This window comes from Sphingomicrobium astaxanthinifaciens (genome assembly GCF_022865105.1).
Classification (GTDB): Bacteria; Pseudomonadota; Alphaproteobacteria; order Sphingomonadales; family Sphingomonadaceae; genus Sphingomicrobium; species Sphingomicrobium astaxanthinifaciens.
Genome location: NZ_JAKNYM010000001.1, coordinates 576,569 through 598,562, shown reverse-complemented (window position 1 = coordinate 598,562; position 21,994 = coordinate 576,569). Strand labels below are relative to the sequence as shown.

Below are 21,994 nucleotides of genomic sequence, written 5' to 3'. Positions count from 1 at the left end.
GCCATCCCACGAACATAGGTGGGCAGCCCGCGTTCACCAACCATTTTGTCCGCCTCGGCGCGGTACGCGCCGCGCGGCCTCGATGCCCCCGCTACGCCTCAGCCGGCCGTCGCCTCGCCGCGGCTTGGCGAAACGCGCCCTGGCAGCGACAGGAACAGGCCGGGCATGGCGCTGGCGGACAAGCCGATCAACGGGGTCGGATAGGGGCCGAGCAGCGAAGCCAGCAGCGCGCCAGCCCAGAAGACGGCCGCCGGCGCCGCGTCGGGGCGCCGCAGGAGGGCGAGCGTGCCGAGGAACAGGGAAAGCAGATACAGCGTGATGGCGGCGATCGGTAGGCGCGGGAGGTCCTCGATCACATGTTCGACGAAGCGGACGGTCGTCGCCTCTCCGCGGGCGAAGAGGGAGACCGCGACGATCGCGATCGCACCGACGGCGTAAACCTGCTTCCGGGTGCCCGGGCCGCCCCAAATGAAAAGGAGCGCGGTCACCAGCGCTAGGAGCGTGCCCGCGTCCGGCTGCACCAAGAGGGCGGCACCCGACAAAAGGATGGCCGCGCTGCGCCATCCGCTGGGCCCCGCGCGCAGCAGGAGGGGGAGCAGGATGAGCGCGGGTTGCACGCTCACCGGCCCGATCCGGAGCCAGCGTCGCGCATTCTCGACCTCGGGACCGAGCAGTAGCGGTAGGGCCAGCAGCAGCGGGACGAGGATCGCAACCCAGCGCGGCACCGTCGCGGCCGACAGGCGCAGGACCAGATGCAGGGCCAGGCCAATCCCCAGCGCGGCGGCATAGGCCGCCACCAGCCCGCGCGGGGCGCCCGCGATCGCCGCCGCGCCCAGCGTCGCCAGCCCGGCCAGCACCATCAGGGCGGCCGGCCGCAGCGGCGCCGACCGCGTCAGCGCCATCAGGCGCTGAGCAGCCGGATCGGGTTCTCGATGAAGCCGCGCAGGTGCTGGAGGAAGCTGGCCGCGTCCCAGCCGTCGACGACGCGGTGGTCGCACGACAGCGAGAGGTTCATCTTCTTCCGTGCGACGATTTCGCCATCCTCGATGACGGGCAGTTCCTGCATCTTGTTGACCGCGATGATCGCCACCTGCGGGGGGGTGATCACCGGGGTCGAGGTGATGCCGCCCATCGGGCCGAGCGAGGAGAGCGAGATGGTCGCGCCCTGGAGATCGGCGCGATCGATCTTGCCCGAACGCGCCTGCTCGGCGAGGCGGTTGATGTCGCTGGCGAGCTGCCAGACGCTCTTGCCGTGCGCATCCTTGATGACCGGGACCATCAGCCCCGCGTCGGTCTGCGCCGCCATGCCGAGATGCATAGCCCCGTGACGGGTGATGACATTGGCCTCGTCGTCATAGGTCGCGTTGAGCATCGGGAAATCGGGCAGCGCCTTGGCCATCGCGGTGATGAGGAAGGGCAGGACGGTCAGCTTGGGCTGGTTCCCGCGATCCTTGTTCATCATCGCGCGCGTTTCCTCGAGCGCGGTCATGTCGAATTCGTCGACCAGCGTGAAATGCGGGATCTTGCGCTTGGCGGCCTGCATGTTCTCGGCGATCTTGCGGCGCATGCCGACGACCTTGATGGTCTCGTCGGCGCGCGGCGCACCGCCGCCATGGCTGACGCTGCCACCGTTGTAGAGAAGATAGGCGTCGAGGTCGGAATGGCGGACGCGGTCGGACGTCGTCTTCACCTGGCTCAAGTCGATGCCGAGATCGCGCGCGCGCTGGCGCACGGTCGGCGAGGCGAGGACCTTTTCGCCCCTGGCTTCGGCGTGGGTTTCGGGTTCGGGCGCCGGAGCAGGCGCGGTCTCGGCCTGGTCGACGACGGGAATTTCCTCTTCCTGCGCCGGAGTCGGGTCTTCGGCGCCGTCGCCAAGCGGCATTTCCTCTTCGGCGGCGGGGGCGGAAGCTTCCTCGGCCGCGGGCGCGTCACCCTCGGTCTCGATCTCGACCAGCACCGAGCCGATGGCGATCATGTCGCCGACCTCGCCCGCGAGGCTGACGACCTTGCCGGCGACCGGGCTTTCCATTTCAACCGTGGCCTTGTCGGTCATCATGTCGGCGAGATGGGCGTCCTCCTCGATCATGTCGCCGACCGCGACATGCCATTCGACGATCTCGGCCTCGGCGATGCCTTCACCGATGTCCGGCAGCTTGAACTTGTAAGTACCCATCAGTCTGCCATCACTTTCTTGAGTGCGTTCTTGATGCGGGCGGGGCCCGGGAAATAGGTCCATTCATAGGCGTGGGGGTAGGGGGTGTCCCACCCGGTCACCCGCTCCACCGGCGCTTCCAGGTGATAGAAGCAGCGCTCGGTCACCAGCGCCGACAATTCGGCGCCGAAGCCCGAGGTGCGCGGGGCTTCATGGACGATGAGGCAACGACCGGTCTTCTTCACGCTCGCTTCGATCGTCTCGATGTCGAGCGGGACGAGCGTGCGCAGGTCGACGATCTCGGCGTCGACATCGGCTTCCTCCATCGCCGCGGCGGCGACATGGACCATCGTGCCATAGGTGAGCACGGTGAGCGCCTCGCCCTCGCGGACCACCTTCGCCTTGCCGAGCGGCACGGTGTAATGGCCCTCGGGCACTTCGCTATTCCCGGCCTTCGACCAGGGCACGACCGGCTGGTCGTGATGGCCCGAGAAGGGACCGTTGTAGATGCGCTTGGGCTCGAAGAAGATCACCGGATCGGGATCCTCGACGGCGGCGAGCAGCAGCCCCTTGGCGTCATAGGGGTTGGAGGGCACGACGACCTTCAGACCCGCGACATGCGTGAACAGGCTCTCGGGGCTCTGCGAGTGCGTCTGGCCGCCGTAGATGCCGCCGCCATAGGGCGAGCGAATGACCATCGGCATCGTCCATTCGCCCGCGGTGCGATAGCGCATCTTGGCGACTTCGCTGACGATCTGGTCGTAGGCGGGGTAGATGTAATCGGCGAACTGGATCTCGATCAGCGGCTTCAACCCATAGGCGGCCATGCCGACCGCGGTGGCGGCGATGCCGTTCTCGCTGATCGGCGCGTCGAAGGCGCGGCTCTTGCCGAATTCCTTCTGGAGCCCCTCGGTCACGCGGAAGACGCCGCCGAAATAGCCCGCATCCTCGCCGAAGACGACGACGTCCTCGTCGGCGCGCATGGCGACCTTGTGCGCATCGTTGAGCGCCTGGATCATGTTCATGACGGGCATTATTCGCCCTCCTTCAGCGCCGCTTCGCGCTGTTCGGCGATATGCCAGGGCATGTCGGCATAGACGTCCTCGAACATGCTTTCCTTGCCCTCGTCACCCTGGTCGGAGAGGACGCCGAGCTTCTCGGCTTCCTTCTGCGCGGCGCGGACGGTGGCGGAGAGTTCTTCCTCGAGCGCCTTGTCCTGTTCCTCGTCCCATGCGCCGAGGCGCACGAGATGCTGCTTGAGGCGCAGGATCGGATCGCCGAGCGGCCAGGCCTGGCTCTCTTCCTTGGGGCGGTAGCCGGTGGGGTCGTCCGAGGTCGAATGGCCCTCGGCGCGATAGGTGAAGAATTCGATGAAGGTCGGGCCATTGTTCGAGCGCGCGCGCTCGGCGGCCCAGCGCACCGCGGCATAGACCGCGAGCACGTCATTGCCGTCTACGCGCAGGCCCGCGATGCCGTAGCCGACCGCGCGGCTGGCGAAGGTCGCCTGTTCGGCGCCGGCGATGCCCGAGAAGGAGCTGATCGCCCACTGGTTGTTGACGCAGGCGAGGATGACGGGGGCCTGGTAGACGCTCGCGAAGGTCATCGCCGCGTGGAAATCGCCCTCGGCCGTCGCGCCGTCGCCGATCCAGCCCATCGCGATGCGGCTGTCGCCCTTGATCGCGCTGGCCATCGCCCAGCCGACCGCTTGCGGAAATTGCGTGGCGAGGTTGCCCGAGATGGAGAAGAAGCCCTTCTCCTTGTCCGAATACATGATCGGCAGCTGGCGACCCTTCATATGGTCGCCCGCGTTCGAATAGATCTGGCACATCATCTTCACCAGCGGGTAGCCGCGGCTGACGAGCAGGCCCTGCTGGCGATAGGTCGGGAAGTGGATGTCCTCGGCGTCCATCGCGGCGGCGGCGCTGGTGGCGATCGCTTCTTCGCCGGTGCACTTCATGTAAAAGCTGGTCTTGCCCTGCCGCTGCGCGCGATACATGCGGTCATCGAAGATGCGGACCGTGACCATGTCGCGGTAGATCTTTTTCAGCACTTCGACGTCGAGCTTGGGATCCCACGGGCCGACCGCGCGCCCATCGTCGTCGAGGACGCGGACGAGGTGGGTGGTGAGCGGGATCGTTTCCTTGTCGTCGCAGGCGCTGTCGGGGCGCGGCGCCTCGCCGGCGGCGGGCACCTGGACATGCGAATAGTCCGGCGTATCGCCCGGGCGATAGGGCGGTTCGGGAACGTGCAATTTCAGCGCAGGCCGGTTGGTCCGCGTCTCAGATCGAGCCATTCTTATACCTCTCCTGGCGCCAACGCGTTTGCACGCGCCGACGATCCTCTCGCCGCGCCCTCTAACGATTGATTGGCAAAAGGGGAAGGGGAGGCGGTGCGGGGCGGTGGTTCCGTAAGGGAAGCCGTCCCGCCGCCCGCCGCCTCAATGCTGGTGCGAACCTTCCGTCTGCGCGCTGCTCATCGAATAGGCGCTGCCCGCGTCGGTCTGGAACCAGAAGGGGTCGAGCCCGCCCGAGCCGCCGGCGACGACCTGCAGGTCGCGGTCGTAGAGCTTGCCGTCCTGCATGACCATCGCCACGCTCGCCGACTGGCGGATATCCACGAGGGGATTGGCCTCGAGAATCACCAGGTCGGCAAGCTTGCCCGGCTCGATCGATCCGAGGTCGGAGGCAAGGCCCAGGGTCCGAGCAGGATAGATGGTGGCGCTGCGCAGCGCGTCGTGATTGCTCATCCCGCCCAGCGCGAAGCTCCAGATTTCCCAATGCGCGCCGAGCCCCTCGCGTTGGCCGTGCGCGCCGATGTTGGTAAGCACGCCGAGCGCTTCGAGCTGCGCCGCCGCCTCGGCCACCTGCGCAAGGTTGTTCTCCTCCTCGGGGAAGAAGGTGCCGCGGCGGCTGGCCGCATCGAGCAGCCCGCGCGGCACCCATTTGTTGAGCACCGGATCGGCCCACACCGGGGTGGTCTGGTACCACCACATCTCGCCCCACGGCCCGCCATAAGCGACGTTGAGCGTCGGGGTATAGGCGGTCTTGGGAGCCTCCTTGCCGCCCCAGAACTGCTTCACGTCGTCGTAGATCACCTGCACCGGCAGCGCATGTTCAATGGTGGTGTGCCCGTCGGCGACCATCGTCATGTTGTGCTGGAACAGGCTCCCCCCTTCGGGGACGACATCCATGCCGACCTCGCGCGCCGCCTCGATCACCATCTGGCGCTGGTCGCGCCGCGGCTGGTTGTAGCTCTTGACCGACCACGCCCCGATCGACCGGAGGCGGCGCAGGTGGCTGAGCGCATCCTCCTTGTCGTCGATCGCGGCGGTGAAGCCCGTGGTCGCGCCGTAGAGGATCGTCCCGGTGGAGAAGATACGGGGTGCGATGATCCGCCCCGCGCGCTGATATTCGCCCGCCGCGAAGACGGTGTAGCTGTTGTTCGACGGATCGTGAACGGTGGTCACGCCATGCGCGAGGCTGGCGGCATGCGCCCAGTTCTGCTGCGGGATAACGAGCCCCGCGCCCATCGGGCCGTGCCAGTGGGCGTCGATCAGCCCCGGGATGATCGTCTTGCCGGTGACGTCGATGACCCGCGTGTCGCGCGGCCAACTCATCGCGGCGAGCGGGCCGACCGCGGCAATCCGCCCGTCGGCCACCATGATCGCGCCCTGCTCGATCACCTCGTCGCCGCGCATCGTCACGATTCGCGCGCCCGACAGAACATAGCGCTCGTCCGACAAGCCCGCCTCGACCGTCATCGCCAGATCGGCGATGCGGGTCGGCTCGACCGCATCGGCCTCGTCCTCGGGCGCCTTGAGATCATCGATCCGCGCGAGCGTGCGGCCGTAGAGCGTCGGGCCCTGCGACCAGTAGAGCGTCTTGCCGTCGCCCGACCAGTGCACCCAGTCGCCGACGTCCTTGGTAACCCGCGCCTGCGGCAGCGCCTTGCCCTCGGGCGACAGCTCGACAGGGCGCCCGGTCATCGGCACCGGGATGACATAGGTCTGGAAGCGCTCGGTCCAGGCGACGAAGGTGCCGTCGGGCGAGAGCTCGAAGTCGGCCGCGAAGGCGGAGCTGAAATGATCCTGTCGTTCGCGGGTGTCGAGCCGGACCGACTGGAGGATGCTCTTGTCGTCGCGTTGCGTCAGGTAGAAGAGGCGGTCAGGGTCGGCGCCGAACTGGGGCCGGGTGCCGCCCGGGGCGACGCGCTGTGGTTCGCCCCCCGAAAGGTCGACGACGTAGAGCCCCGGCTCGCGGCTGTAGAGCGGGCTGGTGAGATAGCCCCCGCCGGTCCGGCGATAGGCGATCGACCGGCCATCGGGGCTGAAGGCGGGCTCGACATAATGGCCGCGCGGCAGGTCGAGCGCGCGGGCGCGGCTGCCGTCGGCGCGTGCGAGCATGATCCGGCTCAACGCCTCGTCGTCCCACTCGACCCAGGCGAGCTGGCGCCCGTCGCGGCTGAAGACGGGGTAGGACTGGAAGGCATCGGTCGGCCGCGTGAGAGGGCGCGTCGCGCCGCTCGCGAGGTCGCGCAGGTAGAGCCGCCCGAGCGCCTCGAAGACGATGCGGTCGCCCGCCGGGCTCATCGTGGTGAAGCGCAGCGCCCTGGTCTCGAAGGTGGGATCGCCGATCCGCTTTTCATGGCGCACCGCGTCGGCGACCCAGCGCTCGCCCTGCACGCGGAAGGGGATCTCGCTGACCGCGCGGGTGGCGGTGTCGATGCGGTGGATGCCGCCCTTGGCCCAGAAAATGATGTCCTGGCTATCGGGCGTCCAGGCGATGTGCGGATAGACACCGTGGACGGCCCAGGTCTCCTGCATGTCGCGGTCGAGCATGTCGGTCAGCGGCGTGATCCGCCCGCTCTCTAATTCCATCCGCATCAGCACGGTCTTGCCGCGCACGCGGCGGATGAAGGCGAGGCTCTTGCCATCGGGCGAGGGGGTGGGGCGGATCGCGCCGCCCGCGCCCGAGACGAGCGTCTCGATCTCGCCCGTCTCGCGGTCGAGCCGACGGATGACGTAGATCTGCCCGTTGACGTCCTTGCTATATTCGAAGGTGTCGCCCGGCGTCGCATCGTCCGAATAATAGAGGTAGCGCCCGTCGGGGCTGAAGGCGGGCTCGCCCGTGTCCTTCTGATCGGTGCGCTTCTCGGTCATCTGGACGCCGCCGCCCACGCCCGACTTGTGATAGAGCCACATCTCGCCCGCGCCCAATGAGCGGTCGGAAGTGAAATGCTTGCGCCCGACGATGAATTCGCCGTCGGGGGTCCAGGCGGGCTGGTTGAGGAGGCGGAAGCTTTCGTCCGAGACCTGCCGCGGTTCGCTGCCGTCGCGCTTCATCACCCACAGGTTGTCGCCGCCGCCGCGATCGGAAGTGAAGGCGATCTCGCTGCCATCGGGCGAGAAAACAGGCTGCATGTCCCACTGGTGGCCGGTCGCGATCGGGCGCGCCTCGCCGCCGCCGATCGGGAGGAGGTAGAGGTCGCCGAGCAGGTCGAAGACGATCTCGGTGCCGTCGGGCGAGATGTCGAGGCTGATCCACGTCCCTTCGCTGGTGTCGAGCGGCACCATCTCGCCCGGACCGCGAAGCTCGGTGACGTCCCAGTCGCTGCTCTCGCTCTCGGGCGCCTCTGCCACCGCCTCGGGAACGATGACCGGATCGTGGCTGTGGCCATGCTCGTCCTGCGCCCAGGCCGGGGCGGCGACGAGCGCGGTGGAAGCCAGCAGCGAGAGAAGCGTCTTCATACGGATAGTCCCCTGAGAGTTTGCGCGCGACTATGGGCAGGGGATCGGGGCTTGGCAATCGCTCCTTCGACCGGCGGCGATTGACGCCGCGCGCGTGGGGGCGCTAAGCGCGGGACCATGAGCGAGAACCAAAAGACCGAACTGCCCGACCGGCTGTCGATGGACCCCAAGAGCCCCTATTTTGACGGCGACCTCCTCGCCAAGGGGATCGGCATCCGCTTCAACGGTGCCGAGAAGACCAATGTCGAGGAATATTGCCTGTCCGAGGGGTGGATCCGGATCGCTGCCGGGCGCAGCCGCGACCGTTACGGCAACCCGATGACCATCAAGCTCAAGGGCAAGGTCGAGCCCTATGTCGAGGGCGAGGACGACGCCCAGCCCGAGGGCTGACGACCGGCGTGTGCCCGGGGGCGCTCACGTGCCCCCCGCGGTGCCGCGCCTCGCGCCCGATCAGGCCGGCGGCGGCGTGACGGGCACGCGGGCGTCGGGATAGGCCTGCTCGCGCAGCCGGCGGTTGCGCCGCCATTCGAGCCCCTTGCGGACCGCCCAGCCCGCGGTCAGCGCGGCCCCGAGCGGCCCCAGCCCGCGCTTGGCGACAAAGGGCAGCGCGGCAGCGGCCACGGTGCCGAGCGTCCCGCCGCCGAGCGCGCGCGAGACCTGGCGACCGGCAAGTCCGGTGGCGATACGACGAAAGAACATGACCGATCTCCTCGATAGTCGCCGCGATGGGCGACGGTTTTGGGGGGAACGCACGAGCCCGCCGTGCGGGTCCGCTTGGCACGGTGCCCCATTCCATGGTGGCAAATCCCACCACCCCCGCCGCGCCGCCGGCAAAAACCCCCGGTTTCCAACGAAAAACAAATTGGCACGCCTCCTGCATAGTATGGGGCAGGCGGTTCGCAGCGACGATCCCGCCGCAACGCCAAAGGGGAGTTTGAAGATCATGTTCGGAAGCAATTTCCAACGCCACCTCGTGGCTGCCGTCGCCTCGATCCTGATGAGTTCGATCGCGATCGGCGCCGCCGTCGCCCCGAGCGACCTGTCCGCCAGCCCGATCGAGATGCCTGCCCATGCCTGACCTGACCCCGATCCACGCCCAGCCGAAAAAGCGCGTGCGCAACCTCGAGCCGCTGGGGCGGAGCGAGAGCGCGGGCGCCGGGGAGGGGCGTGCGCTGCCCCCGCTGAAGGCGATGCTGTCGGGACCGATCTTCACGCGTGCCCGCGACATCATCGCGGCCAACGTCAACGAACTGCTCGAAAAGAGTGCCGACCCCGCCAAGATGATCCGCATGATCATCATGGAGATGGAGGACGTGCTCGCCGAGACGCGGGCCACCGCCGCCCGGGCGATCGCCGACCTCAAGGAGATGCGCGCCGCGCATGGTCGGCTAGAGCGCATGGCCGGCGACTGGCAGGACCGCGCCGAACTGGCGCTCGCCAAGGGCCGCGAAGACCTGGCCAAGCAGGCGCTGATCGAACGCAGCCGCGTCGATGACATGCTCGGCAGCCTCGCCAGCGAGATGGCGGGCATCGAACGGGTGCTCAAGGGCTATGAGGCCGACATCCAGCGGCTCCAGTCCAAGCTCAACGAGGCGCGCGCGCGGCAGGCCTCGATCGCCAGCCGGATCGAGAGCGCGATGAGCCGCGCCCGCGCCCGCGAACTCCTCTACGGCGAGCGGACCGAGGAAGCCTTCGCGCGCTTCGACCAGCTCGAACGCCGCGCCGACATGGCCGAAGGTCATGCCGACGCGATGGGGCTGGGCGCGCGCAGCCTCGAAGACGAATTCGCCGAACTCAAGGCCGAAGAACGAGCGCTCGAGGCGCTCGAGGAAATGAAGAAGGCCCGTGCCGCCAGGGGCGCGGGCGACCAAGGGGAACCCGAATGAGCAACGCCAAGCACTATCGCTACAGCCTCGCGCGCGAAGACAAGAAGCTCGCGGGCGTCTGCGCCGCCGCCGGGCGTCGCTTCGGGACCGACCCGACCTTCCTGCGCCTCGCCTTCCTGTTCGTGTTCCTGTTCATCGAATGGGAGCTGGCGGTCGGGGGCTATATCGCCGCCGGGTTGGCGCTGACCGTGATGCGCGCCCGCGAAATGGGCGGCGACCGCCGCGGTGCCGGCCGCGGCAGCGAGACCCGCGCCGCGCGCGGCTCGCTCCACGACCTGCGCACCAAGCTCGATGCGCGCGATCGGCAGATGATGGCGATCGACCACCACCTCCATAGCCACGACAGCGAGCGGCTCGCCCGCGAGATCGAGGAACTGCGCACCAAGGTCGAAGCCAAGAAAGCAAAGACGGCACCCGCCGACGAGGCGCGTGCCGCGAGTGAAGGAGACGCCTGATGACCGATCCGCTGAGCATTGCCCTTGTCGGCCTGTCGGTGCTCGCCGTGGCTGCGCTGGCCGCCTTTGCCGGACTGCGGGCCTTCGCCGGCTGGCTCGAATTGAAGCGGGCCGAACTGGACGGGCAGATCGATGCCGATCTCGCGCCGGCGGGCGGGATGATCGAGATCGCCGACCTGCGCGAGCGGGTGCGCAAGCTGGAGGCGATCGCGGCGGGGATCGACCCCTAGGCGCGTCGCCCCACCCACCGCTCGCCGCTCCCGACAAGGGGTCCCGCCGCGCCCGGCGGGGTCCCTTTTTGCCGTTCATCGCCGGGCGAGGTGATTTCGTCCAAGGACCCTCTTGCCGCGCTCCGTCCTCAACCCTAGGCAGGGCGCTCGTGATACATTGTTACTTTTGAAGGACGTCCATGCTCGGTCTCACGCTTTCCTCGACGGCAATCGCGCTGGTGCAGGCCGCCGCCCCCCTCGCCCAACCCGTGCCCTCGGACCAGGACGACGCGGAGGAAGACCGGATCGTCATTACCGGCCACGTCATCGAGGGGCTCGACCTCCTCGCCGGCGCCTCGGTGGTCGAGGGCGAGGAACTCACCCGCAACCTCGAACCGCAAGTCGGCGACATGCTGGCCCAGCTGCCGGGCGTCAGCGCGACGAGCTTCTCGCCGGGCGCCTCGCGCCCCGTCCTGCGCGGCTTCTCGGGCGAGCGCGTGCGCGTCCTCAACGACGGCCTCGGCTCGATCGACGTGTCCAACACCTCGGCCGACCATGCCGTGACCATCGACCCGCTCACCGCCGAGCGGATAGAGGTGCTGCGCGGCCCCGCGGTGCTGATCTTCGGCGGGCAGGCCATCGGCGGCGCGGTCAACGTGATCGACCGCCGCATCCCGCGCACCGACACCGGCGAACCCTATCATTTCGACGGTTTCTTCCAGCTGCGGAGCGCCGATGATGGCAGCGCGCTCGGCGCATCGCTCGATGTCGAACTGACCGATGGCCTCTACGCTCACCTCGACGGCAGCTGGAACCGCGGCGAGGATCTCGAGGTCGGGGGCTTCGTCCTGTCCGACGCGCTGCGCGCCGAGGCGCTCGAGGAATCCGCCACCGAGCGCGCGGAAGGCAATATCGAGGAAGCCGAGGAACTTGCCGAACTCGCCAACCTTCGCGACGTCCTGCCCAACAGCGGGTTCGAACAATGGTCGGCTGCAGCCGGCCTCGGCTATGTCGGCGATCGCTTCGAGCTCGGCGCTTCGGTCAGCCTCTTCGATACCGATTATGGCGTGCCCACCCGCCCCGGGGCGCATCATCCCCACGAGGGTGAGGAAGGCGATGAACATGGCGACGAGGAAGGCGCAGAAGAAGAGGGCGAGGAACTCGTCTCGATCGGCATGCGCCAGGAGCGTTTCGATGCTCGCGCGCGGGTCTATCTCGACGGCTTCTTCGAAAGCGCCACGCTGCGCCTTGCCGCCGCCGATTACACCCACACCGAATTCGAGGGCGAGGAAGTCGGCACGGTGTTCGATTCGAACGGGGTCGAAGGCCGCCTTGAACTGAAGCAGCGTGACCGCGACGGCCTCCACGGGGCCTTCGGCGTGCAATATTACCATCGCCACTTCGACGCGGTCGGGGAGGAAGCCTTCCTGCGCGACAACAGGTCGTCGAGCATCGGCCTCTTCGCGGTCGAGGAATATCAGCCGGGTGCGCTCGGCGTCGAGGGCGCGCTGCGTCTCGATTTCACCGATCACGAGAGCGGTTTCTTCGACATCCGCCGCGACTATACCGCCGTCTCGGGCGCGCTCGGCGCCAATTACGAGGTCGCCCCCGACGGCACCGTCGGCGCCAACCTGTCCTACACCGAACGCGCGCCGAGCCCCGAGGAGCTCTTCTCGGTCGGCCCGCATATCGCGACGCAGGCATATGAGGTCAGTAATCGCGATCTCGAGGTGGAAAGTAGTGTCGGCGGCGAACTCTTCGCCCGCTACGAAGGGCGTGGTGTGGCCGTGCGGGCGGCGCTCTGGGCCAACTGGTTCGACGATTATATCTATCTCGCCGACACCGGGCTCGAGGAAGAGGAAAGCGAGCTCCCGCTGTTCGAATATCGCCAGCAGGGGGCCGATTTCTGGGGCGTGGAGTTCGAGGCCAGCGCACCGCTCTGGCAGGACGGCCGCTGGAGCCTCGAGGGCGATGTCGTGGCCGATTATGTCCGCGCCACGCTGGCTGACGGCGCGCCGGTCCCGCGGATCCCGCCGCTGCGGATCGGCAGCGGGCTGACGCTATCGCGCGACGCCCTGTCGCTGCGCGGCGAGGTCGAGCATGTCACGACGCAAGATCGCATCGCGTCCTTCGAGACCCCGACCGACGGCTTCACGCTCGTCAATGCCTCGCTGAGCTGGAAGCCGCTGGGCGAGCGGTCGGAGATGGTGTTCATCCTCCAGGCCAACAACCTGTTCGATGTCACCGCGCGGCGCCACGCCAGCTTCACCAAGGATTTCGTCCCGCTTGCCGGGCGCGACCTGCGCGTCTCGGCGCGGCTCAACTTCTGAGCGCGATGGCGCGGGCGCCGCGGCCGCGATCGTCTGGGAGGACGAAGGGCGCGCCGTCTTCGCGGCGGCGATGCCGTCGCCCGTCCCCCGGACGGGCTTGGGGCATCGCGGTGCCGGCTGCAGGGGTCGAACCCGCGACCTTCGGTTTACAAAACCGCTGCTCTACCAGCTGAGCTAAGCCGGCGACCGCGCGCTCGCCTTAGGCTCAAACCACGCCGAAGGTCCAGCCCTCGGCGCTGGCGATCGCGGGGGTCAGGCCGGGCGGCGCGAAGGGCGCCGCCTCGGTCGCCAGCACCTGCGCCATCCCCGCCGCCGTCACCAGTGCGTCGGTTTCATGGTCGCTGGGGTCGTGATCGAGCCCGGCGGGGGGGCTGCCGAGCGCGACCAGCGCCGCGTCGAGCGCGGCGGCACTGCGCAGCTTGGTACCGCGTCCTCCCGCGCGCCGCAGGTAGAGCCGCCCGTAGATCTCGACCACCACGCTGCCGGTCTCGGGGAGCGGGTCGAACGGCCAGACCGGCACCTGCCCGACGAGCCGGTGGAGGAGCCGCATGCCGGCAAAGCTCGCCTTGGCGACCTGCGCCGCGCCGATCGCGTCATAGACGGTCGCGGCCTTGCCACCCCCGGCCGCGTTGAGCCGCTTCTCGACCTCGCGAAACCACATGAATCGCGCCTTGTCGCCATCGGCCTTGCCGAAATAGAAATGCTCGCGGTGGAGTTGCTCGAGGAACGAGGCGGCGCCGAGATCGGGGTCCGCGCACACCGCATCGACATAGGCCCAGAAGGCCTTGGCGCTCGTCGGTACGTCGGCGCCGGGCAGGTAGCTGCCCCGCTCGAGGAGCGGCGGGGCGAAGGAGAAGTCGAACCCGAACAGGGTGGGCGCGCGGCAGGCCTCGCGGCGCAGCCAGTCGAGCACCTCGGCGCGCGACCAGACGTGCCCGGGCCGGACCAGCGCGGGGGCGCGGCCGCGCTCCTTGCGCGCGACCGCGATCCCCTTGTGCCGCTCGCCCTTCGCCCCCGACCAGTCGATCGCGACGGTCTGGGCAAAGCGCGCGGGCATCGCTCAGACGAGCGGCGGCTGGCTGCCGTCGTCCCCGCCAGAGCGGTCCGCGCGCGGCAGCTTCTTGGGCCGCGCCGGTGGTTGCGGCGCGCCCGCGCGCTCGCTCTGCCAGCGTTCGAGCATCCGCCCCGCCGCGTCGCGCCCGCCGAGCCCGAAGGCCAGCGCGGTGGCGACCGCGGCCGAGCCGAGGATCAGGCCGAAGGCGAGGATCACGATCTCATTGGCCAGCCCCATGAAGGTCAGCCCGATTGCGGTGAACAGCGCGATGATCGCATATTTGACGATCGTCTCGGCATAGCTGCCCTCGCCCGCGCCCTGGCCGACGATCCGCGCGATCAGGCGCGACAGGAACAGCCCGACGACGATGATCACCGTGCCGAAGATGACCTTGCCGCCCAGTTCAGTGATCTGGAACAGGAGCGCGGCCACGCTGTCGCCGCCGATCGAGCGCATCGCCTCGATCGCGGCGGCCAGCATCACTGCCACGAAGGCGACCGCGCCGACGATGCGCGAGGGCTGGGCGCCCTCGTTCATCACCCCGATCGAGCGCATCGCCGCGTCGAAGCCGAGGCTCGGGAGGATGGTCTCGATCAGCGACTTGACCCAGCGCCCGATGACGAAGGCGATGGCCAGCCACAGCAGCCCCGCGATCACCTTGGGGATGGCGAGCGCGATGACCTCGAGCATGTCGGTCGCGGGGCCCGAGATCGCTTCGATCTGCAGCGCCTGCAGGGCCGCGATCGAGGCCGAGACGATGATGATGGCGCTGACCGTCATCCCCGCCGCCTTGGCGATCGAGTGACGCGCCGGCGCTGCCCCCTCGCTCGCCTCGCCCTCGGCGGTCACGTTGACCGGCTTCTCGCCCATCGGCAGCCCGGCGCGCGCCGCCCAGTCCTCGATGTTGAGCGCGCGCAGCGCCGCCTCGACGATATGGCGCGCCACCTTGGCGATGATCAGCCCGACCGCGAAGATCACGACGGCGCCGATGAGGTTGGGCAGGAAGCCGAAGACTTCGTTGGTCATCCGCGTCACCGGGGTCAGCACGTCCGACAGGCCGAGCGGCTCGAGCGCGGCGACGAGGCCGACCAGCCACACCAGCCAGTAGCCCAGCCGCCCCAGCTCGGTACCGATCGAGGAACCGTCCTGGTCGGGATCCTTCTGCAGCGCGGGCACCTTCTCGACGAGGCGCTTGATCGCCCATTGCACCGCCTTGGCGATGAAGTGGGTGGCGACGAGAATGAGCAGCGCGACGAGGAGACGCGGTCCCCATTCGGCCAGCTGGCCCTGCCAATAGGCGGGCAGGTCGGAACGATACATGATGGATCCCCTGTTCAACGTTACGCTGCCGATATTACGCCGTTGCGCGGCATTGGGGAAGGGGGTGGAAGTCGCGTCGGCCCAGCACCGGAAATGTCCGATTTTTGCGATTTTTCGGCGGTCATGCTATGACCGAGGCTTATGCAGGAAGGCACCCAATGATCCACGGCAAGACGACGATCGGGCGCGCTTTCGAACTGGCGCGCGTTCATGACAGCATCGAGGAAATCCGCACACAGCTGAAAAGCGAGGGCTATTTCCAGATCGATGCCCACCTCAGCGGGCCGCAGATCAAGAAGGACCTGCGCCGCGTGATCGAGGAACAGTCGGACCGCTAGCGCTCAGTCCGCCTCGTCGGCGCGCGCGCGCCGGTCCCGCCGTTTCGCCTCCCACCAGTCGAGCCGCTCCTTGAGCCGCTGTTCGAACCCCCGACCGGTCGGTTCGTAGAAGCGCTGCGGCTCCATCGCCTCGGGCCAGTAATCGTCGCCCGAGAAGCCGTCCTCTGCGTCATGGTCGTAGGTATAGCCCTTGCCGTAGCCGACCTCCTTCATCAGCTTGGTCGGCGCGTTGAGGATGTTCTTCGGCGGCATCAGGCTGCCGGTGTCCCTGGCGCTGCGGAAGGCGGCTTTGTGCGCCTTGTAGGCCGCATTCGATTTGGGGGCGGAGGCGAGGTAGAGCACTGCCTGGACCAGCGCCAGTTCGCCCTCGGGGCTGCCAAGGAAGTCATAGGCATCCTTGGCCGCGAGGCACTGCACGAGGGCGTTGGGGTCAGCGAGGCCGATATCCTCCGACGCCATGCGCACGAGGCGGCGGCACAGATAGAGCGGATCCTCGCCCGCGGTGAGCATGCGCGCCAGATAATAGAGCGCGGCCTGCGGGTCCGAGCCGCGCACCGATTTGTGCAGCGCGCTGATGAGGTTGTAATGCCCCTCGCGATCCTTGTCGTAGACCGCGACGCGGCGCTGGAGCAGGTCGGCGAGCCCCTTGGGGTCGAGCGGTTCGGTGAGCCCGAGATCGAACAGCGTTTCGGCCTGGTTGAGAAGGAAGCGACCGTCGCCGTCGGCGCTGGCGACGAGCGCGGCGCGGGCATCGTCGGTCAGCGGCAATCTTGCCTCGACCAGCGCCTCGGCCTTGTCGAGCAGCCGGGACAGCGCCGCCTCGTCGAGCCGGTGGAGGATCAGCACCTGCGCGCGGCTCAGGAGCGCGGCGTTCAATTCGAAACTGGGGTTCTCGGTGGTCGCGCCGACGAGCGTGACGGTGCCGTCCTCGACGAACGGCAGGAAGCCATCCTGCTGGGCGCGATTGAAGCGGTGGATCTCGTCGACGAAGAGGAGCGTGCGCTGCCCCGCCTGCGCCATCTTCCTGGCATCGGCAAAGGCCTTCTTGAGGTCGGCGACGCCCGAGAAGACCGCGCTCAGCATCTGGAAGCGGAGGCCCACCGCGTCGGCGAGCAGCCTGGCGATGCTGGTCTTGCCGGTGCCGGGCGGGCCCCACAGGATCATCGAGGACAATTTGCCCGCCGCGACCATGCGTCCGATGGCGCCCTCGGGGCCGGTCAGATGCTCCTGCCCGACCACCTCGTCAAGGGCGCGCGGGCGCAGCCGGTCGGCGAGGGGCGCGCCCTCGGCGGGAAGGTCGGCGGCCTGTTCGGGCTCGGCGCCGAACAGGTCAGCCATGATGCTCGGCGATCACCCGCTTGTAGGTATCGACCACGACGCTGTTGATCGAGTCCCAGTCCATCGTCTTGGCCTTGGCGAGCCCGGCCGCGCCATGCGCCGCGCGAAGCGCGGGGTCGGCCTGGTAGTCGGCGAGGTTCTGGGCCAGCCCCTCGATGTCGCCGGGCGGCGAGACGAGCCCGGTGACGCCCGGGGTGACGAGGCTGTTGGTGCCGGTGGCGGCGATGGCGACGACGGGCAGCTGGCAGGCCATCGCCTCGAGCGTGACGTTGCCGAAGGTCTCGGTGATCGAGGGATTGAGGAAGACGTCGGCGCTCGCCAGCGCGCGGGCGAGGTCGGGTCCCTCCTGATGGCCGACGAACACGGCGTTGTCGGGAAGATGCTCCTCGAACCAGCCGCGCGCGGGGCCATCGCCGATGACGAGGACGCGGTCCGGCAGCCCCTTCTTCTCGAGTACTTCGATGGTCTCGGAAAAGACGTCGAGGCCCTTTTCCATGACGATGCGGCCGAGGAAGGCGATGGCCATCTCGTCATCGCCGATGCCGAGCCCGCGGCGCCACTCCATGTCGCGCCGCTCGGGGTTGAACTGCTCGCGGTCGACCCCGCGCGCCCAGATGGTGATCGCCTCGTTCATGCGCTGTTCCTTGAGCACGTCGGCGGTCGACTGGGCGGGAACGAGCAACGCGTCGCACTTGCCGTAAAGGCGGCGCAGCCAGCTTTGCAGCACCGGCTCGAGGAAGCCGAGGCGATAATATTGGAGGTAGGTCTCGAACCGCGTGTGGACCGAGGCGACCGCGGGAATGCCGCGCGCGTTGGCCCAGTTGACCGCCTTGACCGAGACGAGGTCGGGCGAGGAGATATGGACGACATTGGGGCGGAAGGCGGCAAGGTCGTCGCGTACCTCGCGCGACAGGTTGAAGGCGAAGCGATATTCGCCGCGCCCGGGAATGGCGAAACTGGGCACCGAGACGAGGTCGCCTGTCGGCTCGAAGGCGGGTTCGTCCACCGTGGGCGAATAGACGCGCAGCTTGACCCCCTGCCGGAGCAGGTAGCCTGCAAGGCGATTGAGGGCCTGGTTCGCGCCATCGCGAACGTAATTATAGTTGCCCGAGAAAAGGGCGACGCGAATTTCTTCGGGCTTCATGGGGCTAGGCTCTAGCGAAGGACGGGGCCGCCGCCAAGTTGGGCGTTGCTTTTGCCTTTGAGAGGCGCATGGTGGGGGCATGAGCGAAGAGGATCTGGAGGCCCCCAGCGCGGGCGAAGGCGACGCCGAGGCCGAGGCCGAGGGCGAGGGCGAGAGCAAGGACCAGCGGCTCAGCATGGTCGACGAGGCGCTGGTCGCCTCCTCGATCGCCAACACCAACGGGCTGCTGGTCATCCTCGCGCGGCTGGTCGCGCGCGGGGTGTTCGACCAGGAGGACCTGCAGGCGTTCAGCGAGAGCTATTCCAAGCCGCTCGATCACGAGGGCATGCGCGAGAACGAACTGATCAGCCAGATGCAGGACCAGATGGAAAACACGCTGGCGCAGCTGATGACCTATCTCTCGGGCCCGGCCGGGGGCGGCGAGGGCTAGGCGAGCGAGGGCCGGGTCCACAAGCCGCGGCGTTCGACGGCCGGCGGCGGCAGCAGCGCATCGCCGAGCGCCCATGCCACCAGCCGCAGTTTCTCGCGCTTGGCGACGATGATGCGGCGATCCCACGCCCGCGGCCCCGCCGCGCGCGCGCGTTCGGCGATGCGGCCGTAGATCCGCGCCGCCGCGAGCACCGCCCAGCGGCTGCGCAGCGGCAGCCGCGCGGCGCCCACGCGGGCGCTGGCGCGGTAGCGATCGGCGAGCGTGGCGAGGCGGTGCGCGAGCGGCGCCAGCCGCGCCCGCTGGTCGGGGTCGTCGGGGTCGATCTGCTCGATCGCCACCTCGGCGAGCCATTGGCGCGGCAGGTAGCAGCGCCCGACGCGGGCATCGTCGATCACGTCGCGCGCGATATTGGCGAGCTGGAAGGCGAGCCCGAGGTCGCTCGCGCGGTCGAGCGTATCGACGTCCTCGGCAGGCACGCCCATGACCTGCGCCATCATCACCCCCACCGCGCCCGCGACCTGGTAGCAATAGCTGAGCAGGTCGTCCTGCGTCTGCGGCTGCCAGCCGGCGGCATCGCGCGCGAACCCGGCGAGGTGGTGGTCCGCGAGCGCGGGATGGATGGCGCACTCCGCCGCCACCTGCCCGAGCGCATCGAAGGGGACGAGTCCGGTGGCCTCGCCGGCGAGTGCCATCGCCGTCTTCTCGCGCACGAAGTCCAAGCGCGCCATCGGGTCGGCGGGGGTCGTCGCGTCATGGCCCAGCGTCTGTCCGTCGGTGATGTCGTCGCAGGCGCGGCACCAGGCATAGAGGAGCCAGGCCCGCTCGCGCGTCGGCTCGTCGAACAGCTGGCTGGCGAAGCGAAAGCTCTTCGAGCCCTTGGCGATACTGTCGCCCGCGGCCGCGACGAGGTCGGCGCGGCGGGTCATCCGATCATCAGCTCGGCGGTCGCCTGCGCCGAGCCGACCACGCCCGGGATGCCCGCGCCCGGATGCGTGCCCGCACCGACGAAATAGAGGTTGGAAATCTTGTCGTCGCGATTGTGCACCCGCATCCACGCCGACTGGGTGAGGATCGGCTCGAGGCTGAAGGCGCTGCCGAGGTGCGCGAACAGGTCGCTCTCGAAATCGGCGGGCGAATAGCAGAAGCGCGTGCGGATGCGGCTGCGGATGTCGGGGATCAGCCGCTCTTCGAGCGTGTCGAGGATGACCTCGGCATAGTGATCGGCATCTTGCTCCCAGTCGACCGGCGCCTTGCCCAGGTGCGGGACGGGGGCGAGCGCGTAGAAGGTCGAGCAGCCCTCGGGCGCCATCGACGGGTCGGTCCTGGTCGGGTGGTGGAGGTAGAGCGAGGGATCGGACGCGAGCGTGCCGCGCTTGTAGATGTCGTCGAGCAGCCCCCGGTAGCGCGGGCCGAACAGGATCATGTGGTGCGGGATCTCGGGGAAGGTGCCCTCCAGCCCGAAATGCAGGACGAACAGCGAGGGACTGAAGCGCTTTCGCTTCAACGCCCTATGTTGCTTTTTTCCCCGCTTGTGGTCGAGCAGGCCGTAGGTCGCGACGACGTCGCCGTTGGAGGCGACCGCATCGGCCTTTGCGTGCCAGCCGCTCCTGGTGGTGACGCCCGTCACCCTGTCGCCGCTGGCGTGGATCCGCGTCACCGGATCGCCGAGCCGGATCGTGCCGCCCAATCGCTCGAACAGCGCGACCATTCCGGCGATGAGCCTGTTGGTGCCGCCCATCGCGAACCAGACACCGCCGTCGCGTTCCAGCTTGTGGATCAGCGCGTAGATCGACGAACAGGTCATCGGGTTGCCGCCGACGAGGAGGGTGTGGAAGCTGAGCGCCTGCCGCAGATGCTCTTCCTCGACATATTCCGACACGATCGAATAGACGCTGCGCCATGCCTGATAGCGCGCCAGCGCGGGCGCGGCCTTGAGCATGTCGGACAGCTTGAGGAAGGCCTTGGTGCCGAGCTTCTCATAGCCTTCGCGAAAGACGCCTTCGGAATAGGCAAGGAAGCGCTTGTAGCCCTCGACGTCGCGGGGGTTGAGCTTCTCAATCTCGGCGAACAGCGCCTCGTCGTCGTTCGAATAATCGAAGCGCGTGCCGTCGGGCCAGTCGAGCGCGTAGAAGGGGGTGACGGGGACGAGGTCGACGTCGCTCGCCATGTCCTGCCCCGACAGCGCCCAGAGCGCCTTGAGGCAGTCGGGATCGGTGATGACGGTCGGGCCGCCATCGAAGACATGGCCGTCGCGCTCCCAGTAATAGGCGCGCCCGCCGGCACGATCGCGCGCCTCGACGATGGTGGTCTGGATGCCGGCCGACTGGAGCCGGATGGCGAGCGCGAGGCCGCCGAACCCCGAGCCGATGACGATGGCACTATTCAAGGACGCACTCCGATCAGGGCTTCGAGCGCACGGGAAATGCGCACCGGGGGCTTGCCGGCGAGGATGCGAACCTTGTCGGCGAGCGTGGTGTTGCCCGCATAGAAGCGGGCGATCAACCCGGCGGGAAGGCGGTAGAAACGCTCGAGCACGCGATAGCGCTCGGGCGGGTCGGCGGCGTGGAAGAGCATCCGCGCGAGCATCCGTTCGAACCGCGAGGCGCGCCAGTGGCGGGTGGCGGCCTTGCGCGTTGCCTGCGCCAGCGCGGTGCCGTCCAGCGCTGGCTGGCGCGCCAGCCAGCGGGCGAACCGCGCCGCCTCGGGGAGCGAATAGCTGGTCAACTGGTGGAACAGCCCCGCGCGCACCCCGGCGCGCGCGACCGGATCGTCTTCGGGCCAGAAACGGTCCCATCGGCCCCCGGTGACCACGGGCAGCACCCCCTGCTCCTCCTGTTCGACCACCGCCCCGACCCAGCCTTGCGCGGCGGCATAATCGGCAATGCGCGCGGCAAGGCGGTCGCGGTCAAGGTCGGGGTCGAGCCGGTAATAGGTGTCCTCGACGAACACCTGCTCCTCCTCGAAGGGCAGGCAGTAGACGAAGCGATAGCCCTGCGCCTGGTCGACCGTGGCGTCCATGATGACGGGCTCGGCAAGACCGTGGCCGCCGGGAACGCGCAGCATCTGGCCGACGAATTTCTGGTAGCCGCAGTCGAGCCCTTCGGGCGGCCCCCCCAGTCCGCGCGCATCGAGGGTGGCGCGCGCGTCGAGCCGGCGCCCGTCGGCAAGCACGACGTGGTCGGGGCCGATCCGGGTCACCTCGCCCTCGATGATGCGGTCCCCGAGCGCGGCGCGCAGCACGCGGTCGAGCCGGGCGGAGGTGATGCTGTTGTACCCCTCCGCGAAACCCCGCGCATGGGCCGGGAACCGCACCGCATGGCGCGGCCAGCGCGCCACCACCAGCGGGGCGAGGAGGTCGCGTTCGGCCGCCGCGACGTCGCTGTCGAAGAAGGACCAGACATGGTTGCCGCCGAGCCGGGGCTCGCGCTCGACGAGGAGGATCGAGCGTTCGGGTCGGCGCGCCGCGAGCGCCAGCGCGCACAGCCCGCCCGCGAGGCCGCCGCCGGCGATGATGAGATCGGGATGCTGGTCCATCGGGGGGCGACTATCGGGGCTGGGGGCGGTCACGACAAGCCGGATGTCGCGCCGCGCC

At 68.7% G+C, this 21,994-nt stretch carries 21 protein-coding genes and 1 tRNA gene; 8 read left to right on the top strand and 14 right to left on the bottom strand.

The genetic code is table 11. The annotated features are described in order from the left end of the window. Nucleotides 1-98: 98 nt before the first annotated feature. The 5 genes from L8951_RS11700 to L8951_RS02900 form a co-directional block, all read right to left on the bottom strand. Nucleotides 99-902 carry a hypothetical protein gene (locus L8951_RS11700; RefSeq protein WP_407696379.1) on the bottom strand — a complete coding sequence of 268 codons (804 nt, stop codon included), beginning with the start codon at nt 900-902 and terminating at the stop codon, nt 99-101. Next, complete coding sequence (locus L8951_RS02915) at nt 902-2,173, bottom strand: dihydrolipoamide acetyltransferase family protein (protein ID WP_244381495.1); 1,272 nt, start codon at nt 2,171-2,173, stop codon at nt 902-904. Before L8951_RS02915 ends, L8951_RS11700 begins: the two co-directional genes overlap by 1 nt. Beyond that, nucleotides 2,173-3,177, bottom strand: coding sequence for an alpha-ketoacid dehydrogenase subunit beta (locus L8951_RS02910; RefSeq protein ID WP_244381679.1), 1,005 nt, complete (start codon nt 3,175-3,177; stop codon nt 2,173-2,175). Before L8951_RS02910 ends, L8951_RS02915 begins: the two co-directional genes overlap by 1 nt. 8 nt (nt 3,178-3,185) lie before the next feature. Next, the gene (locus L8951_RS02905; RefSeq protein WP_244381494.1) at nt 3,186-4,445 is read right to left on the bottom strand and encodes a 3-methyl-2-oxobutanoate dehydrogenase (2-methylpropanoyl-transferring) subunit alpha; all 1,260 of its coding nucleotides are present in this window, start codon (nt 4,443-4,445) and stop codon (nt 3,186-3,188) included. Between the two features lie 144 nt (nt 4,446-4,589). Beyond that, nucleotides 4,590-7,898: an amidohydrolase family protein gene (locus L8951_RS02900; protein WP_244381493.1), complete on the bottom strand. Its 3,309-nt coding sequence runs from the start codon at nt 7,896-7,898 to the stop codon at nt 4,590-4,592. A 117-nt stretch (nt 7,899-8,015) separates the two neighbouring features. Between L8951_RS02900 and L8951_RS02895 the strand changes: the two genes are divergently transcribed. Next, nucleotides 8,016-8,288: a DUF3297 family protein gene (locus tag L8951_RS02895; protein WP_244381492.1), complete on the top strand. Its 273-nt coding sequence runs from the start codon at nt 8,016-8,018 to the stop codon at nt 8,286-8,288. Nucleotides 8,289-8,348: 60 nt separating this feature from the next. Here L8951_RS02895 and L8951_RS02890 read toward each other — a convergent pair whose 3' ends face one another. Further along, nucleotides 8,349-8,597, bottom strand: a complete 249-nt coding sequence (locus L8951_RS02890) for a hypothetical protein (RefSeq protein WP_244381491.1) — start codon at nt 8,595-8,597, stop codon at nt 8,349-8,351. Nucleotides 8,598-8,841: 244 nt separating this feature from the next. Between L8951_RS02890 and L8951_RS11465 the strand changes: the two genes are divergently transcribed. The 5 genes from L8951_RS11465 (at nt 8,842) to L8951_RS02870 (ending at nt 12,778) form a co-directional block, all read left to right on the top strand. Beyond that, nucleotides 8,842-8,976: a hypothetical protein gene (locus L8951_RS11465; RefSeq protein WP_265535899.1), complete on the top strand. Its 135-nt coding sequence runs from the start codon at nt 8,842-8,844 to the stop codon at nt 8,974-8,976. Continuing rightward, on the top strand, nt 8,969-9,784 hold the full coding sequence (locus tag L8951_RS02885) for a PspA/IM30 family protein (RefSeq protein WP_244381490.1): 816 nt from the start codon (nt 8,969-8,971) through the stop codon (nt 9,782-9,784). Before L8951_RS11465 ends, L8951_RS02885 begins: the two co-directional genes overlap by 8 nt. Then, the gene (locus L8951_RS02880; RefSeq protein WP_244381489.1) at nt 9,781-10,239 is read left to right on the top strand and encodes a PspC domain-containing protein; all 459 of its coding nucleotides are present in this window, start codon (nt 9,781-9,783) and stop codon (nt 10,237-10,239) included. Before L8951_RS02885 ends, L8951_RS02880 begins: the two co-directional genes overlap by 4 nt. Continuing rightward, nucleotides 10,239-10,469 (top strand): hypothetical protein, encoded by a 231-nt coding sequence (locus tag L8951_RS02875; RefSeq protein WP_244381488.1) that lies wholly within the window; start codon nt 10,239-10,241, stop codon nt 10,467-10,469. The genes L8951_RS02880 and L8951_RS02875 overlap by 1 nt, the downstream gene beginning before the upstream one ends. Nucleotides 10,470-10,648: 179 nt before the next feature. Further along, a complete protein-coding gene (locus L8951_RS02870) occupies nt 10,649-12,778 on the top strand; it encodes a TonB-dependent receptor (RefSeq protein WP_244381487.1) in 2,130 nt (709 codons plus the stop codon). Nucleotides 12,779-12,889: 111 nt separating this feature from the next. Here the strand turns inward: L8951_RS02870 and L8951_RS02865 are convergent. From L8951_RS02865 to L8951_RS02855, 3 genes are all read right to left on the bottom strand, one after another. Continuing rightward, nucleotides 12,890-12,962 (bottom strand) — tRNA-Thr (locus L8951_RS02865). Nucleotides 12,963-12,983: 21 nt separating this feature from the next. Then, complete coding sequence (locus L8951_RS02860) at nt 12,984-13,835, bottom strand: hypothetical protein (protein WP_244381486.1); 852 nt, start codon at nt 13,833-13,835, stop codon at nt 12,984-12,986. Nucleotides 13,836-13,838: 3 nt separating this feature from the next. Beyond that, a complete protein-coding gene (locus tag L8951_RS02855) occupies nt 13,839-15,152 on the bottom strand; it encodes a mechanosensitive ion channel (RefSeq protein WP_244381485.1) in 1,314 nt (437 codons plus the stop codon). Nucleotides 15,153-15,310: 158 nt separating this feature from the next. Between L8951_RS02855 and L8951_RS02850 the strand changes: the two genes are divergently transcribed. Further along, nucleotides 15,311-15,490 (top strand): hypothetical protein, encoded by a 180-nt coding sequence (locus L8951_RS02850; protein ID WP_244381484.1) that lies wholly within the window; start codon nt 15,311-15,313, stop codon nt 15,488-15,490. A 3-nt stretch (nt 15,491-15,493) separates the two neighbouring features. Here the strand turns inward: L8951_RS02850 and L8951_RS02845 are convergent, their stop codons facing one another. Further along, complete coding sequence (locus tag L8951_RS02845; protein ID WP_244381483.1) at nt 15,494-16,828, bottom strand: replication-associated recombination protein A; 1,335 nt, start codon at nt 16,826-16,828, stop codon at nt 15,494-15,496. Then, entirely contained in the window at nt 16,821-17,972 is a 1,152-nt protein-coding gene (locus tag L8951_RS02840) for a glycosyltransferase family 4 protein (protein ID WP_244381482.1), read from the bottom strand. The genes L8951_RS02845 and L8951_RS02840 overlap by 8 nt, the downstream gene beginning before the upstream one ends. 79 nt (nt 17,973-18,051) lie before the next feature. Between L8951_RS02840 and L8951_RS02835 the strand changes: the two genes are divergently transcribed. Beyond that, nucleotides 18,052-18,402, top strand: a complete 351-nt coding sequence (locus L8951_RS02835) for a hypothetical protein (RefSeq protein WP_244381481.1) — start codon at nt 18,052-18,054, stop codon at nt 18,400-18,402. Here the strand turns inward: L8951_RS02835 and L8951_RS02830 are convergent. From L8951_RS02830 to crtY, 3 genes are read right to left on the bottom strand one after another with little or no spacing between them, the layout of a single operon-like run. Beyond that, on the bottom strand, nt 18,399-19,328 hold the full coding sequence (locus L8951_RS02830; protein WP_244381480.1) for a phytoene/squalene synthase family protein: 930 nt from the start codon (nt 19,326-19,328) through the stop codon (nt 18,399-18,401). The two genes, L8951_RS02835 and L8951_RS02830, sit on opposite strands and share 4 nt — an antisense overlap. After that, nucleotides 19,325-20,788, bottom strand: a complete 1,464-nt coding sequence (locus L8951_RS02825) for a phytoene desaturase (RefSeq protein ID WP_244381479.1) — start codon at nt 20,786-20,788, stop codon at nt 19,325-19,327. Before L8951_RS02825 ends, L8951_RS02830 begins: the two co-directional genes overlap by 4 nt. Then, nucleotides 20,785-21,936 carry a lycopene beta-cyclase CrtY gene (crtY, locus tag L8951_RS02820; RefSeq protein ID WP_244381478.1) on the bottom strand — a complete coding sequence of 384 codons (1,152 nt, stop codon included), beginning with the start codon at nt 21,934-21,936 and terminating at the stop codon, nt 20,785-20,787. Before crtY ends, L8951_RS02825 begins: the two co-directional genes overlap by 4 nt. Nucleotides 21,937-21,994 lie beyond the last annotated feature (58 nt).

Excerpts from the sequence above, each read along its gene's own strand:
- L8951_RS11700 (WP_407696379.1), bottom strand. The coding sequence starts at position 902 with ATGGCGCTGACGCGGTCGGCGCCGCTGCGGCCGGCCGCCCTGATGGTG.
- L8951_RS02915 (WP_244381495.1), bottom strand. The coding sequence starts at position 2,173 with ATGGGTACTTACAAGTTCAAGCTGCCGGACATCGGTGAAGGCATCGCC.
- L8951_RS02910 (WP_244381679.1), bottom strand. The coding sequence starts at position 3,177 with ATGAACATGATCCAGGCGCTCAACGATGCGCACAAGGTCGCCATGCGC.
- L8951_RS02905 (WP_244381494.1), bottom strand. The coding sequence starts at position 4,445 with ATGGCTCGATCTGAGACGCGGACCAACCGGCCTGCGCTGAAATTGCAC.
- L8951_RS02900 (WP_244381493.1), bottom strand. The coding sequence starts at position 7,898 with ATGAAGACGCTTCTCTCGCTGCTGGCTTCCACCGCGCTCGTCGCCGCC.
- L8951_RS02895 (WP_244381492.1), top strand. The coding sequence starts at position 8,016 with ATGAGCGAGAACCAAAAGACCGAACTGCCCGACCGGCTGTCGATGGAC.
- L8951_RS02890 (WP_244381491.1), bottom strand. The coding sequence starts at position 8,597 with ATGTTCTTTCGTCGTATCGCCACCGGACTTGCCGGTCGCCAGGTCTCG.
- L8951_RS11465 (WP_265535899.1), top strand. The coding sequence starts at position 8,842 with ATGTTCGGAAGCAATTTCCAACGCCACCTCGTGGCTGCCGTCGCCTCG.
- L8951_RS02885 (WP_244381490.1), top strand. The coding sequence starts at position 8,969 with ATGCCTGACCTGACCCCGATCCACGCCCAGCCGAAAAAGCGCGTGCGC.
- L8951_RS02880 (WP_244381489.1), top strand. The coding sequence starts at position 9,781 with ATGAGCAACGCCAAGCACTATCGCTACAGCCTCGCGCGCGAAGACAAG.
- L8951_RS02875 (WP_244381488.1), top strand. The coding sequence starts at position 10,239 with ATGACCGATCCGCTGAGCATTGCCCTTGTCGGCCTGTCGGTGCTCGCC.
- L8951_RS02870 (WP_244381487.1), top strand. The coding sequence starts at position 10,649 with ATGCTCGGTCTCACGCTTTCCTCGACGGCAATCGCGCTGGTGCAGGCC.
- L8951_RS02860 (WP_244381486.1), bottom strand. The coding sequence starts at position 13,835 with ATGCCCGCGCGCTTTGCCCAGACCGTCGCGATCGACTGGTCGGGGGCG.
- L8951_RS02855 (WP_244381485.1), bottom strand. The coding sequence starts at position 15,152 with ATGTATCGTTCCGACCTGCCCGCCTATTGGCAGGGCCAGCTGGCCGAA.
- L8951_RS02850 (WP_244381484.1), top strand. The coding sequence starts at position 15,311 with ATGATCCACGGCAAGACGACGATCGGGCGCGCTTTCGAACTGGCGCGC.
- L8951_RS02845 (WP_244381483.1), bottom strand. The coding sequence starts at position 16,828 with ATGGCTGACCTGTTCGGCGCCGAGCCCGAACAGGCCGCCGACCTTCCC.
- L8951_RS02840 (WP_244381482.1), bottom strand. The coding sequence starts at position 17,972 with ATGAAGCCCGAAGAAATTCGCGTCGCCCTTTTCTCGGGCAACTATAAT.
- L8951_RS02835 (WP_244381481.1), top strand. The coding sequence starts at position 18,052 with ATGAGCGAAGAGGATCTGGAGGCCCCCAGCGCGGGCGAAGGCGACGCC.
- L8951_RS02830 (WP_244381480.1), bottom strand. The coding sequence starts at position 19,328 with ATGACCCGCCGCGCCGACCTCGTCGCGGCCGCGGGCGACAGTATCGCC.
- crtY (WP_244381478.1), bottom strand. The coding sequence starts at position 21,936 with ATGGACCAGCATCCCGATCTCATCATCGCCGGCGGCGGCCTCGCGGGC.